The sequence below is a fragment of the Paenibacillus sp. GQ49 genome, from assembly GCF_059759055.1.
This window is the reverse complement of the sequence record NZ_JCAXEL010000003.1, coordinates 401,560-416,904: the sequence shown is the minus strand read 5'-3', so window position 1 is coordinate 416,904 and position 15,345 is coordinate 401,560. Positions and strand designations below refer to the sequence as shown.

Sequence of the window (15,345 nt, the reverse complement as noted above, 5' to 3'; positions counted from 1 at the left end):
ACACCCTGATTTATTGCTTTGGCTCACGCAAATCAATCAAGCGAAACGTGTGATCGGTCTGTGCTACCCGTTCAATATCAGCAGGGACAGCAGGCAGATAAGATGTCTCCATTCCTTGCCTTTGCATAAGCTTTTCAATAATCGTAATCGTTTCCGCTTCTGTACGATCAGCGACAACTGTTAATCTGAAGCTCTTTCCACGGTATAACAATTCCCGGCAAAGTGCTCTTACAGTGCCTTCGATCCGTCCTGCCTGATTGGAAGGGATGAGCAGGATCTGCTCGAAGCCTTCAGATTCCGGACGGGAAAGATGGCGCTGGTGCATGGCATGAACGGCCATTGCCGCCAGGAAGTATATGAGCAGAATCATAGTCAGATGAGCAACCATGGCAACTGCACCTCCTCGGAAGGTCATGCTCACCCATGGCGAACATCCCTGTATACAGCAGTATATGCTGTACTTTCTGAAGGGTTACACTTGCAACTCCTATCACTCATATTCCATTCTGATCGACACCGGACGAAGAAAGACAGGCCAGGTCATTCATTCACGCCTAAGCTTGAACATATGTTCCGCACAACTTTACACTTTGCTCATTCACAGCGATAAAGTCCATTAACCCGCAGACCAATCCAACATTCTGGAAAGGGCGCGAGTGTACACCAATCTATACTTCATCAGGTTGAATCAACCAATGGACTGACTTCCGATAAGAATATTACTTTAAGAAAAAATAAGGTATTAGAGCGTAACCCAACCATATTTAATCGAATTGATTACAGCTTGTGTACGGTCGTCCACTTCCATCTTCTGCAGAATACTGCTGACATGGTTTTTTACCGTTTTTTCACTGATGAACAGGAATTCACCAATCATTTTGTTGCTCTTACCTTCTGCCATCAAGCGAAGTACTTCAGCCTCACGACGTGTGAGCGGGTTGTTGTCGCCAGCGACAAATTTAACACCTGCTTCCTTCGAAGCTCCTTCACTCATTGCCCCTGTTTCATTAAGATACGTCATACGACGCAGCTGCATGATCAGTTTGCCCGTTACTTTCGGATGAATGAACGCATGTCCTTCATGCACGGAACGAATCGCATTGATCAGAGACTCGGCCTCCATATCCTTCAACAAGTATCCGTTAGCCCCTTTACGAAGCGTCTCAAATACATAACTTTCATCATCATGAATGGACAAGATAATCACTTTGACATCAGGGAACAGTTCACGCAATTTCTCCGTTGCCTCAACCCCGTTTTCGATCGGCATGTTAATATCCATCAATACGATATCAGGTTTATCCTGATTGCAGAATTCGAGTACTTGAATACCATCGCCGCACTCGCCGATGACCTCAATGTCGTCCTCCATATTTAAAATGCGTTTCAGTCCCTCACGGAACAGCTGATGATCATCAGCCAAAAGAACTTTAATTGATGCTTTACCAGTATCACGGTTTTCCATCATCCTGCTACTCCTTCCCCTTATCCACGTTTGTCGGGATATGAATTACTATTTTGGTTCCTTGATTTTCTCCGGATTCAATCTCTATTCTTCCTTCTAACAGTTCAACCCGTTCTCTCATCCCAATCAGACCGAAGTGGGTATGATCCTTGCTTTTCTTCGCAAGAAGCTCCGGTTTGAACCCAAGCCCATTGTCCTGAACGACAATTTTGACGAGCTGAGCCTGATATGTAATTTCCACTACTACATATGTGGGATAAGCATGCTTTGCAGCATTCGACAGACCTTCCTGCACGAGGCGGTAGATCGCTGCCTCCATCGCGGAAGATAAACGGTGTTCTTTACCTCTTGTTTCAAAAAGCGACCGGATTTTCGTTTTTACTTCAAAATCCTGCACGTACTTCCGAAGCGTTGGAATCAGTCCCAGATCATCCAGTGCCATAGGACGCAGATTGAAAATTACTTTTCTCATTTCTTCAAGACTGGAACGAACCTGGCCTTTCAAATCTACTATTTCGGCCTGGACCATCTTAAAATCCTGCTTAATGAGCATTCTTTCTACAATTTCCGTCCTAAGCACTAGATTGGCGAGCATCTGCGCAGGCCCGTCATGAATCTCACGAGCAATGCGTTTCCGCTCTTCTTCCTGGGCCAAAATTATTTTCAAACCAATCATTTGTCGATTTTTGGCATTTTCAATAATCCGGGTCACTTGACCCAGTTCACCCGAAAGGTACTCGAGTACAACGCCCATTTGCGAACCGATGGTCTCGGCACGCTCCACAGAAGCTTCCACATTTTTGGCACGCTTCTGCAGATCATCCCGACGGGCCTTCAGATACATTTCCTTCTCACGATAAATCATCAAATCCAGCTGCAGCTGTGTTGCCTTTTCATACGCTTGCTTAATATCATGCTCGGAATAACGGACAAAGTCACGGCTAACCTCCGTCAGCCGGATCCGGGAACGGCGGTAGTTCAGCTCCAATTGATCTACTTTCTCGATCGTTTCTGCCGTCTCCTTCAGCACCGACTTTAACTCCTCGTTGAGGGTTTTCAGCTCATCGCGGGTCGAGTCCATGATTTCGAACATTTGATATTTGCTGTTTTCCATGACTTGTATGGCGTTTTTTATGACGCGGTCTATGGCATCGGCTTGTAAATCCACGTTTGTTCGACTCCATTTCTATCGTTTCCGGTATATATCATACCATATCACGATGAGATGGTAACGGTCTTCGTTTTCTGTTCCCATTTTACAGTCAGACCAAGTTGCTCGGAAACGAGTCTAAGCGGGACTAAAGTCCTACCACCCGTTACGTATGGTGCAACAGTTGCGCTCTGTCTTTTACCATTCAGAATGAATTCTTTCTGCCCTACAACCAGATCAATCAGCTTGCCACCACGCAATACCGTGATCCGCTGATTTTTGCTATCCCAGCTTGCCTGACCACCAAAAGCGTCCAAAACATGTTTGATTGGCACATACGTGGTACCATTTTTCAGGACTGGTGCTGCATCAATGGCTTTTTTCGTTCCATTCACCGTCATTGATTTCTGTCCAAGCACAAGCGAAGCTGTACCCGTAGGTAATCCGACTTCACTGGACTTGGAAGGCATCGTGAAGGCGATGTTGTCAAAAGCAACCGTACCTGATTTCGCACGCTCATCCTGACCTTCTTCCACGTTTACCACATAGACCCGCTTCAGCTTCGCCGGATAGGCGATGTTCAGTCCATTCAGGTCCACGCTCAGCTTCTTCCACCCGTTCCAGTCAATCGCCTTGGCGAGATCGGCATATACCGTTTTGCCATTGGCATCCGTGAATTCGGCACGCAGCCAGTTCAGACTCTTATCTCCCATAACATCCATCGACATCGATGTAGCTGCGGCAGATACCTCTCTACCGGTAGAGCCATTCAGTTGTGCATAAGCATACATTTTGCCTGTTCCAGCAGTCATATCATAACCGAGTTGCAGTACATTGGAGCCGGCTTTCTCATCTGTTCCTGCTGTAACGGTTGCCGTACCCGTTACTCCCGCTGCGTTCGTCGTGAAGTTGATCGGATAATTCACATTCTCGAAGTTCTCCCAGATCGTTTCGCTGGCAGATGCCGAGAGTACTACGACTGTGCTGTAACCATCATAACGTCCAATCGCATATCCCACTTGTGCACCGGAATTGACGGAAGATACGGTTAATTGGTCAGCAGTCACTTTACCTTTGAAGCCGATAAATTCCCATGTCAGCGAGTCTGCCGGAACCGTGACACTTTGCCCGTTCTTCGTCGTTGCCGTCACCGGAATCGATATCGTTGTGCCCGCTTTGAGCGAACCAAGACCCGACCCTGCTGTCAGGGAAGCCAATTCACTTCCACCCAGTACCGATACTTTAATGGAGGATGAAGCTCCATTGCTCGTTGCCGTCAGGGTTGCTGTACCCGGCTTCACGCCTTTGATCGTTCCGTTGCTGACACTCACGATACTGTTGTTGCTGGACTTCCAGGACATGCTGATATCGCCTGTTGCGATCGGGTTGTAGTAGGTGTCATATCCTTTGGCTGTGTACTTGCCCTCTTGTCCCACCAGCAACGTTTGGTTGCCGCTCACGGCAAAGCCCTTCAGTTTACCTGCAGGAGCCGTAGAGAACACACCCAGCGTGTTTACAACCTGACGTTGCTCGGTGCCATACTCTGTGTTGAACGTCAGACCCGCGGTCTGCTCACCTAACGGACGTGTTACCATCGTTGTGGAGCCGCCTCCGTCCAGGTTCATGCCTTTCCAGACACCCACACTGGTCATAAAGGATTGCAGTTCCGTCAGCGACATACCGCTGCTGTTACTGTTTTTCTCCGCTGCAATGATGTAGACATACCGACCATCCTGGGAGTATCCTACTGCCGTTCTTGCACGAATGCCACCGATGCCAGAAGTTGCGATATCACGTGAAAAGGAAGCTGCCTTTCCACCGTTCACAAGAATCGTATGACCGCCAATCATCATCTCCAGGTTACTTGGATCAACCGATTGCCCGGTTGTTTTGGCTTTCAACTTGTAATCCGCATCCAATGTTTGCCCAACAGATAGATGGCTCATGATCCATGTCGCCGCTGTTCCATGCGCACGCAAAATGTACCCATCCTTCGGCACCGTCATGTTTAACGCTTTTTTATCCGAGATTTGGGTAATTACCCCGTTCTGTACTAGAACCTCTGTCGGCGTTGTGGAAGGGTCATTTGGACGTTTGGTAGAAGTCCATTCTGGTGTATAAATATACATCGAATTGGCATGGCTGTATTTTACCGCACCCGACTCTACTGTATAATCCTCTTTATTTATCCCACGCAAAGCAAATGTTGAACCATCCTGCGCCTTCACTGTTCCGTCAAAAGAATATTCGTCGATCATCGGCTTGCCATCCTTGGTCACCGTGAGGGCATACATGCCCGACAGCTCAGAAGGTGTGGAGACCAGTACGCCATCAGATACCTGTCCACCGATTGGGGCGAGCTCCCCGGAAACATTGAAGTAATCGCCATTCACAGCAGCTACTGCACCATTTTCCTTAGCCATGGCACCTGTGCTCTGTTTACTGTTCAGATTACCGCCCTTGCCTGTCATTACATCCAGCTTCACATACGGGTTCTGCAGATCCACCTGGATCACATCCGCCAGTACGTTGACCTTGGAACCGGAACGTGTTGTTGTATATCTGTATTTCATGAGCTTCGCACCCGAAGTCAGAATCTCTTCACTCAACTTGCTTGTATTCGTAGATGCTGCGGCGGCCACCGATTGCCACGAAGTGCCAGACCACATCTGCCCGCCTGCGCTCATCACCGGTGCAATCCAGATCACACCCGCCAGCGTCACAATCGCCCATTTCTTCACCTTACTGCCCTTAACGTCTTCCAGCTGTTTCCCATGTTTCCCCAGCATGTCTGAAACGTCTCTCCCATCTTGTATATCAATCTTAGACATCACGAACACTGCCAAGTAGGCAGAGATAGCGAGATCTCTAGTATACTCTTCTATTAATAGACTGCTTTTTGTGGAAAAAGTTACGCCCATAGCTAACTTTGAGGTATATATTGGTTAAATGACTTGTCACGAATAATCGTTTCTGGACCTAACAAAAATCCATGTATTGGTTGGTAATCTTGATAAATGAATGATAGTTCTTAAAATCTTCCATAGTGAGAATCTAGGTAATGTTCAAAAAGGTTCCCGTTCCTATATAAGGATACTTCTTTTTCCCTTTATCTAATTGTAAGGGAATTACAAATAGCTTAATAGATATGTATATTTCAATAAAAAATCACCCCATAGTTGGACTTTTTAAGTAAGTCCACACTATAGGGTACAATTATTACAACATTTCATATTCTCTGACATTTTGGAAGACTTTTATGAACTATACAAGCCCTAGTATGTTCAGTGATTCAACAATTTTTCTCTCCACCAAACATAAAGATCATTTAACATGTTTATATTTCCAACATCACTTAAAGCCCTTGCCGCACATACATCCACGACTCGAATTGGATTTAGTCGTATCTTCCCTGTCCCAGCCAGTAAGGGTTGATTAACATCAACATGATTCCGTGGTTTATTAATTACCGTCCATTTCAATTTACTGGATGAATGTATCAATACACTGCTAAAATAAATTCCAATATCTATTATTTGAGTTTCTGTATCTCTACTAAACTTTAATACATTTTGTTCTACTTCAGGTCTCATCCAATCCGGTACTAGATCCAATTCTTCATTTATTTCTTCTATCGTCATTTTTTTCTGTTCAATTCTAGGAATAAACCATTCCCACAGAGAAATCAAAGAATCTTGACTGAAATCCAGCTGTACATGAGAACCAGATAATTCAACATATTCCTGTAATAATTCAATTCTTTGCGGGATGATCGAAAGGAACCATTCATAATATTCCTCTGCTTCAGTTTTGGACATCACTGAAAAGGGAGCGAATTCAAATGGCATCTCTATAGTTGGATACAACATGTCCACCGCACCATTACATTGATTCTAATTCTACATAGATTTCATTTAACTCCATGATTAGTTGTTTAAACAACTTATTATTCTCGTCAGAGTCAATATTCTTAAAATTAGTTTTTCCCAGAAAGGCCATATAGACACTCATCAACTTTTCTTGAATTCTGTTCTCCTCTTCTCTAAAAAGATCCATATCAAAAAAATTGTCAATCCTGACTATCTCTGATTTTGGAAAGCCCTTATTTTCTATAGAAGCTTCCAATACTTCTACTACGTAAGTTGCTTCATATACAAAATTACTTTCATTAGCCATATTACACCCCATTTGTAACAGAATCAGAAGGAAGGAACTAATTAGTTTAGTTGTCAAACTACCTTCTCCTTTTTTTGGTTTTAAAGTTGAATTCAGGCGGGTACAAGTGATTCGCATCCACATAATTTTCTGCCTGTCTAGTTGTCATTGACACAGTTTTACCATTACCATAATCCAAATAGAACTCGTAGAATATCTTCCCTTTATCGAAAAATTCAATATCCATATATAAATCACCTTCTACAATTATTCCTTTTATTGTTCGATACTGCGCTCCCCTAACAAGCTTTCCATTTACAGATTGATATTTTGTCAGTTGTTCTTCTGCATCTTCATAGTACCCGTCAGTATCACCGTAAGGAACATCTCGTCTGGCCTTTAATTCCCACATTTGACCGTTTGATGTTACTATATCTACCCAATAATGCTTATTAGGCCACCATGCAATTTCTTGTTCTATATGATATTCCAAAGTTGTGCTCAAGCCTGTTTTTAAATGTATTGCTTTTGCTGTATGAATTTGGGCAATTTCATGGAACGCTAAATATATTCGATTATCTCCATTAGCATTCAACACAGCATCGGATAATTGTAAATCTGTATATTTCGTTCCATCATTCCTACCATTCAAGAAGTCCTTCAAGAAGCCGTTTAAGAGATTTTTTGGCATGTGCCCACTAGGGTCCACGTACTTCAACGGGTTATTGTTTACATACGAATACAAATTCAAACTCAGTGGATCGTTCAGTTCACCTTCGTACGTATCCTCACCAATGAATCGACCCATGCCTGGATCGTACCATCGGGCTCGCAAATACTGTAACCCTATCGTTTCATCCCAATACTCGCCAGCATAACGAAGTATATTCGGTACGGTTTGTTCCGTCGTTGATGGCCCACCCCAGATATCATACGTATACTGGTTCAATACTTGACCGGCATCATCCACGAGTCCAACCACGTCTCCGTGACCGTTGAATTGGTAGTATTCCAGCTTGCCTGTTTGCTTGTCCTGACGTGCCCACAGTTGTCCATACAAATCATAGATGTAAGCATAAGTCAATTCTGCTTTTCCAGAAGTTACACTGGCCTCAGCCATGAGTTTGGCTTCTTCATCGTAGTAATAACGAATCGTTTGGTCGCCTTCCGTACGTTCATACAACAGTCCATCTCCATTATAGCTGTAGGTTACCGTTTTGCCTTCACCCGTTGCTTTAATCAGACGATTCTGGCTGTCATACGTATACTGTGCATCCTTTAGACCGTATATCTTACCACTTCCGGTACTGTACCGGTTACCATTCGGGTCATAAGTATACGTTTCTTTTTGTGTCCCCGTTTCGGTCTGAATCCGGCTCAATTCATCGTATGTGTATTGATCGGTTTCCCCGTTCTGTGTACGAGACGTGATGTTTTTATTACCATCATATTCATAGGCGAACTGTTGCACCGCAGATGTCCCTTGAGAGATCGTGATTCCCGACAGGTCATAGCCATTGAACTGGTAGCTTGTGCTGAGACCCTTGCCAAACGACAATTTCTCCAGCAAGCTATTGGACGCATAACTGAATGTCATACGATCCACAGGCGTCGTCCCCGATGCTGCGAGTGCAGAAGCCCCTCCCGAACCCGAGGTAATATCCATGGAGGTTACCCGATTCATGGCATCTACTTCGCCGTGAATGCGCAAGGATTGTCCTTTGGCATCCGTTAAGGTATACCCTAGACGTTGCTGGGTATTGTTTTCGTAATCAAGTCGTGTCCCATCCGGGAACGTCAGTCCGTTCAACATCCCATCTGCTGCTCGATAACTGTACGTGGTCTTTCCATGATCATCGGTCATCGATGTTCTGCGGCCAATCTCGTCGTACGTATAGGATACATTCGTATCTGGTGCTTTCATAGCTGTGAGCATATTGTCACTGTTATACGTATACTCTGTTACTTTCCCAAGTCGATCCTGCATCTTAACCAGATTACTCTTCTTATCATAATAGTAAGTTGTCGCAGCTCCATCCAGCATGGGTGGTGTCTGTTTGATGATGCGGCCCAATTCATCGTACTGTTTGGTAACTGTTTGCGCATTTGCAGAGACGATTTGGGTCACCTGTCCAAGATAACTGTAGAAATAACGACTTGTTTCTTGCTTCGGCGTTGTCACGGTCGCGATATGTCCCAGTGCATCGTACGTATATGTTGTTCGTTCTCCGTTACCGTCAATGGATGTGGTGACGTTCCCTTCTAAATCGTACTCGCTTTGTTGCAACGATACAAATGCACCGTTCCGATATTCTTCTTCCGCTGTCGTGCGTCCCAATAGATCTTTCTTCTCGCGTGTTTGATACCCGGAAGCATCCTGATATGTCACGGTTTTTCCGACAGGATCAACAGATGTTTTCTCCGTAGTTCCATCTGGGTATTGCGCCTCTACCGTCTGTCCAAACGCGTTGACCAAATATCTCGTCACATTGCCTTCCGAATCTTCCGAAGCAATAACGTTTCCTTTACCGTCATAGGCATATTTATACGTAGCATCAGCAGTCTGCTCTTCCACCAGCAAGCCTAGCGGATTGTACTGCTCGGTAGTCAAAATGCCGTCTGGGGACGTGCTGATAATGATGTTATTTTCATCATCATATGTCGTTGTTGATTTCGTGCCATCAGCATGCGTGATTTGAAGAAGTCGTCCTGCTTGGTCATATTGATTCGTTTCCTGTTCTCCTGCAGCATTAGTTGTCGTTTCCAGTTTACCTGCAGACGTGTAGCTATATGACTCCACAAGATTTTCTGCTTTGCCAGCAGCGTCATGGACTGTAATTGATGTCGACCCCATTAAATGCCCAGCATTAGAATGATAACTGAATGTCGCCGTACGATCTTTGGCCAGTGTGCCACCTTTGTCGGTTGTGCTGATGACACGTCCTTTGTCATCAAGCTTCACTTCCGATTCAGAAAGCAATTGTCCGCCATATCCATTCTTGGTGCTGGTCCTCATCATGGAACCTTGATTGTTGTACGTTGTTTCAGTATAGCGCTCCAACGTGCTATTAATCTTCGTGCTGACTCTCACAGGCTTAATCCAGTGATATGGTGCTATGCCTGTTTCGTATGCATAGGTGGATTCTTGCCCTGTGCTAAGCTTTTTAGAGGTCACCATGCCGCTTGCATCATACTTAATGGTCGTAGTCAGCTTTTCGCCTGAACGACCGCTCTCGCTCACCCACTCTGTCATTTGAGTTGGAAGGTTTCGCTTCGTTTGGTTATCATACTGGAACTCCGTAGAGTAAGTCACATCATCTCCAGTTAACGTGTGCTTATCTGCGCGAACCAAATCTGGATGAGCTGCAGCGCTAAACGTTTTGGAGAATGTCCAAGTATCTACAGTTTGCTCTGCCTTCACTTTCGTTGTCCATGTTGCAGATTGACCGTAGGTGTCCAGATCTTCTCCAGAGTACTCAAAGTTAACCTTGTCCAGTACGCCTTCGCCTTCCGTTGTACTAAACTGGCTCTTACGCTCTCTTACTTTGAATACAAAATGTGAGGAACCTTCGCCGATCTGCTTCAGTGCAGGAATATATGCATAATCCGTTATAGCCGATGAAGGGCTTGTAATACGCGATAACAGCGCTGTATGCATCACACCTTGAGCATTTTGGTTGCTTTGCAACTCAGGCAGAAAATTGAATTTGGATTCCGGATAATAGTACGTATACGTCGTTGTCCGGTCGAGAGCATCCGTGAATTCTCGCAAAATGCGAATGCCTTCGTCCTCGCGTTGCGTGTACGTTGCTTTCCGATCTGTTCCTGCAAGCTGTACAGTAACCTTCAGGTTGTCATAAGCAAATGTCAGCGCCTGACCTTCACTGTTTTCAATTTTAGTAATGACTTGGTTTCCATCCAATGTCGTATATTGAAAATTCACGGTATTCCGGTAGCCATCTGTAATTTGCAACAGTTCTCCGGCTTCATTAAATAGATAATCGTAGCCGTTACGGATGGATAGACGATAACTGCTAGATACGCCATTAACAGTCACGGTCGCATCTCGCTTAACGGTTAAGTCATTCCATACGTAACCTTCCAGTTCCAGATTCGCGTTTAAGCGGTAATAGCCCACGCCTGGAATCAGAATATACTGATGATCGCCACGCTTTTCCATGAAAGGAATGTCCCAACGCCAGCCTTGCCCCAATCCAGCAGAGAGTTCTTCCTTGCGTGGCGTAACTATATTGGAATACGTCTGTGTCGTTTCGTCATATTCAACGTCCAGCTGTCCACTCGCTCTAGCGCTGTCATAGACGCGTGTCAGATCAAACGGAATGAGACCAGGTAGAGAAATGTCAGTACTCTGAATCATCATTTCCCCTGTAGCAGTTGAGATGGATTCTGCTCCATAAGACGTCATATAAAGCGATGCGTCATCTCGGATATCTACATGGTTAAGTCCAGTTTCGTCCACGGTTGTTCCTGTACCTGGAGCATCCTCATTAAGAGCATTAATCGAGAAGTTGTTTTGCTGTGATGATCCGGAAGGGCGTAGCCCCTCCATTTGGATCGGTTCACTTATTTCTTGTGCTTCTAGCCATTTCTCAGCAGCCTCGCCACCTGTGCGATCTGTCTGTAAAGCTTTATACAACTGGTACAGCGAGTAACCTTGATCTAGTTTTTTCTCAATCCAATCTTCTTTAATACCAAATTGCTCTTTTAAACTATGGATTGTAATGTAGGTAGCGGAAGGGAGTGAATCCCTACCTTCTGCCGCCGCTGCTGCTTGTCCTCCATATCCAAAAGAACCGAACCCACTAAGAACCAATATCACGCATAACCAAATAATCGTTATTTTCTTAAACACTCCATCACCTCAACCTAGATTTAGACAATCACTAATTAAATGGGAAAATCTTTTTCGTTCGTTTCGTTAAATTACCGTTGCGATCATACTCAAACACAATTTGATCTCCTGTAAATAGAACGACTTTAAGCAATTGATTGCCATAGCCATACTCATAGTTATTGTCATTACGAATGTTCATCCATGCTGCTTTTATGGCTCCCTGAATCGGTTTTTCATCCTTTTCACTTAGCTTGAGATAATAATTCTGTCCACCTTGAAGCTCCCATTCAAGAATTGTATATTGCTCACCATATACCTGTTCTTGCTCTAATGAAGAAGCTACCGGAATACTCAGTTCCTTATCTGAATACAATTCGATCCGAGGTTCAATGGAAAAATCACCTGATTCCTTTATCGCAATCCGATACTTGTCAGAGCTATAAGGACTAAAACGGTAGTACACATTCCCTTGCTGAACTGCGGGAAGCTCCGTTTCTGTATTTTCATACAAAGTCAGAAACTCCACTTCCGCTTCCTTGACCGTAAAATGGCGGTAAGCAGCTACAAATTTCAGCGTTTGGGATGACACATTATGCAACTGAATATCAGACTTTCCAGGTATGTGTTGTGATCCTACCGTATTCTCACCTTCCTTAACAATCACTTGGTTCTGGTTCCGGATAACGTAATCATAGGTTAATCCTTCTGTATGAGATGTAAAGAGCAATGACGAATAAGATGATGTGTTTGAGAACAACACCGTGCTATTTGGCTCCACACTCTGTTTGATAAGTGCAGGCTCCTGACTGGGACTGGCTGTCACAGGAACGTTATATTGAATCGTTACCGGTTCTGGAGATATTACAGTGATGACAAGCGTTCCACCCGCTGGAATATCCCATGTTTCAAGACTTGAACCTACCACTAAATACAAATATTTATTGTTTGCTTCGTAGACCACAAAATCCACAATGGAATTGGTTACTCCAATCCGATTAAGCTGTGCCGGTTCCGAACTCGGATTCGTAAATACTGCACTCTGCCCTTGGTTGACTGTGATTTCCGATTTTGGTGAAGGGACTTGATCATCTTGTCCACGGAAAACACGGTAAATCCCACCATACGTAATGGGTTGATCGGAGACGTTAGTAACGACAATTTTTTTAACACCCAGGACAAGAGGCTCGATCGCTATTGCTGTTCTACTACTTGACTCTGTTCCATCTACGTTGTAAATCGTGTAATCATACACCCGCCCCGCGCTGCTGGAAGCATCATTTCGGAGCCTTTCCGAATCCGAACTTGTATTGGTGAAGGCATAGCTTTCACCTTTGTTCAATGTCACGCGCAGATAAGCCGGTTCCTGGCTATCCACTACCGAGAAATCATCCGTGTATTCAAATAACACAGGTGTACTTCCCCCTACGGTAACAATGGCTTCACCACCGGCTGGTATTGTAGCGAGACTACCATTGTTATTGAACTTGTCACTATGTGCTCTACCGTCTGCTTTATACACCACGACATCATATAGAGCACTTACCGACTTGGCGTTACTCCGAATTGGGTTACTAAGTGAACCCCCATTATGGAATTTGACCGATTGGCCTGGTGACACGGTAATCTTACTTAGTGCTTCATTTGGTCGATCCTCCACATCAAAAATGGTGTAAATCGCACCTATGGTTACAGGTTGAGCGGATACACCCGTGACCACTGCTTTATTTCCATAAAAAACAACAGGTTCAACCGCTGTTGCTTTTCTTGTACTCCGTTCTGTGCCATCCGGATAATAGGTGACGTAATCAAATATCCGCCCTTGGGTGGTGGAAGCATCACTGTCTAGATATTCCCGATCGGTACTGTTATTCCAAAATGTCACGCTTTCTCCCTGTTTGAGTGTCACGCGATGGTATGCAGGTTCCATGCTTTCTTCAACCGAGAAATCGTCCGTGTAACTAAACTCAATTGGGACTTGCCCAGCTACGGTCACGACTGCGTAACCCTGTGAGCGAATGATCGGATTGGTATTTTTGTTGAATCCATCCGAATGAACAACGTTTTCTGCTGTATAAAGAACATAATCAAAAACGGCTCCATTGGTACTGCTTGCATTGTTTTTAATCGGATTGGCCAACGAACCATTATTACTAAAAATCATAGATTCTCCAGGATATACAGTGATTCGAGTAATCGCATCACCACCTGCTTTTTGGACATCAAATGTCCGATAGGGTACACCATATGTTACAGGCGTTGCTGTAACCAAGGTTACAACAGCGGTTCTTCCTGCTGCTACAGTAGGCTTAGTGGATGTATTCGTCCCTGTAGAACTTTCTGTTCCATTTGGAAGATAAACGACATAGTCATGCTTATCTTTGGTGGAACCATCACTTTGGAGCGCATCTGATTTGGAACTGATGTTGGTGAACTGGTAGCTCTCGCCCTGATGTAGAGTCGTACGCGTATAGGCTGGCTCATCACTCCATTCACCGGTATATACTTCGTAAGGAAGTCCAACGGTGACAGGCTGTGCTCCGGCCCCCGTAAAGATGATCTCGTTTCCTCCCCCTAAGTATGGTTTGCCGGTTGATTCAAAATTCGAACTAGAAAGGCTTCCATCTTCATTGTAGTTTGCATAGTCATATCTCCGGTCTTGAGCTGTGGAGGTATCCGCACTAACAGCTCTCGTTTGTGTTCCTTCATTGACGAACCGATAGCTCTCACCTTTGGACAAGGTCGCTCTATGTAAGGCAGGATTCGCAGATACACTATAAGTAAATTCAGCAGGTATTGTTACTGTAAATGCATTGCTCCCACTTGAAGTCACGACAGCGGTGTATCCTGCTCCTACGGATAAGCTACTAGTCGAATTCATGTTATCCGTTGAAACACTTCCATCTGCTTTATAAACAGCATAATCATAAGAACTGCTTCTCGATGTCGCAGCATCTGTGCTCAAGGATCTTGAGCGAGTTCCATTATTAGTGAAGCTATAGGAATCACCAGGATACATAACTATAACTTGCTCTTCGGCAAATGCCATAGCTTGAGGAGTAAAAAAATCTTCTTCGTACGTATCCTCAGTTACGGTCTGTGCATCATCTACATCTTCCACATCTTCGTCTACACCTTCTGGTTCTTCGTGGATATCCGGATCAATAAGATCTAGATACTCGTCGTCTGTTACAGCTGATTCCTCCATAAAAACATCGACATTCTCAGCGCTACTTTCAGTCGTTATTATGGCATCCGATTGATCGGAAAGCGCATAACTGCTAGTTGGATACATGGTTCCAATCAACAACAAAGCCATCAGAAAAACAATAAAACTTTTTCTTAAACTCATGAAATTTGTATTCCTCCTTTATGATTTTTCTCCATTCAATTCCTTAACAGATATATAAATGGAGTCTAATAAATGATTATCGGTATTTACCTTATTTTAGGTAATAGTAGAATGGTCCTTATTTATAGGGACTATTCTACTCTTAAATCTCAGATAACAAGAAGTCAAGCATACTTATTTAACATGAAAAGATAACCCCGACAACGAGGGTTGCAGTATCTTTGCATTTAACTTAAGACGTAAGCCAGAGCCTACATCCTTAGAACAAAAAAGGAACACCTCAAGAAATGTGCTTCCTTGAAGTGTCCCTACTAATTACACATCTTTATCCTCTAGCTCTGGATGAATAAGATTACTATTATAGTTAAATA

8 protein-coding genes are annotated in these 15,345 nt (G+C 44.2%); all 8 read right to left on the bottom strand.

All coding sequences use genetic code 11. The annotated features are described in order from the left end of the window. Positions 1-10: 10 nt before the first annotated feature. The 8 genes from AC6CIF_RS08895 to AC6CIF_RS08860 all read right to left on the bottom strand — a co-directional run bounded on the left by AC6CIF_RS08895 (position 11) and on the right by AC6CIF_RS08860 (position 14,974). Positions 11-388: a hypothetical protein gene (locus AC6CIF_RS08895; RefSeq protein ID WP_336762423.1), complete on the bottom strand. Its 378-nt coding sequence runs from the start codon at positions 386-388 to the stop codon at positions 11-13. 354 nt (positions 389-742) lie between these two features. Continuing rightward, positions 743-1,465, bottom strand: coding sequence for a response regulator transcription factor (locus AC6CIF_RS08890; protein WP_026081439.1), 723 nt, complete (start codon positions 1,463-1,465; stop codon positions 743-745). A 7-nt stretch (positions 1,466-1,472) separates the two neighbouring features. Further along, the gene (locus tag AC6CIF_RS08885) at positions 1,473-2,633 is read right to left on the bottom strand and encodes a sensor histidine kinase (protein WP_036612500.1); all 1,161 of its coding nucleotides are present in this window, start codon (positions 2,631-2,633) and stop codon (positions 1,473-1,475) included. Positions 2,634-2,680: 47 nt separating this feature from the next. Beyond that, the gene (locus AC6CIF_RS08880; RefSeq protein ID WP_498199115.1) at positions 2,681-5,404 is read right to left on the bottom strand and encodes a stalk domain-containing protein; all 2,724 of its coding nucleotides are present in this window, start codon (positions 5,402-5,404) and stop codon (positions 2,681-2,683) included. A gap of 495 nt (positions 5,405-5,899) precedes the next feature. Continuing rightward, positions 5,900-6,484, bottom strand: coding sequence for a hypothetical protein (locus AC6CIF_RS08875; protein ID WP_498199113.1), 585 nt, complete (start codon positions 6,482-6,484; stop codon positions 5,900-5,902). Positions 6,485-6,497: 13 nt separating this feature from the next. Continuing rightward, positions 6,498-6,848 carry a hypothetical protein gene (locus tag AC6CIF_RS08870; protein WP_339179861.1) on the bottom strand — a complete coding sequence of 117 codons (351 nt, stop codon included), beginning with the start codon at positions 6,846-6,848 and terminating at the stop codon, positions 6,498-6,500. Position 6,849: 1 nt separating this feature from the next. Further along, the gene (locus AC6CIF_RS08865) at positions 6,850-11,643 is read right to left on the bottom strand and encodes an RHS repeat-associated core domain-containing protein (protein WP_498199111.1); all 4,794 of its coding nucleotides are present in this window, start codon (positions 11,641-11,643) and stop codon (positions 6,850-6,852) included. 31 nt (positions 11,644-11,674) lie between these two features. Next, entirely contained in the window at positions 11,675-14,974 is a 3,300-nt protein-coding gene (locus AC6CIF_RS08860) for an RHS repeat domain-containing protein (RefSeq protein WP_498199109.1), read from the bottom strand. Between the last annotated feature and the right edge of the window lie 371 nt (positions 14,975-15,345).

Coding starts and splice junctions, on each gene's coding strand:
- AC6CIF_RS08880 (WP_498199115.1), bottom strand. CDS start 5,404: ATGCTGGGGAAACATGGGAAACAGCTGGAAGACGTTAAGGGCAGTAAG.
- AC6CIF_RS08890 (WP_026081439.1), bottom strand. CDS start 1,465: ATGGAAAACCGTGATACTGGTAAAGCATCAATTAAAGTTCTTTTGGCT.
- AC6CIF_RS08895 (WP_336762423.1), bottom strand. CDS start 388: ATGGTTGCTCATCTGACTATGATTCTGCTCATATACTTCCTGGCGGCA.
- AC6CIF_RS08860 (WP_498199109.1), bottom strand. CDS start 14,974: ATGAGTTTAAGAAAAAGTTTTATTGTTTTTCTGATGGCTTTGTTGTTG.
- AC6CIF_RS08875 (WP_498199113.1), bottom strand. CDS start 6,484: ATGTTGTATCCAACTATAGAGATGCCATTTGAATTCGCTCCCTTTTCA.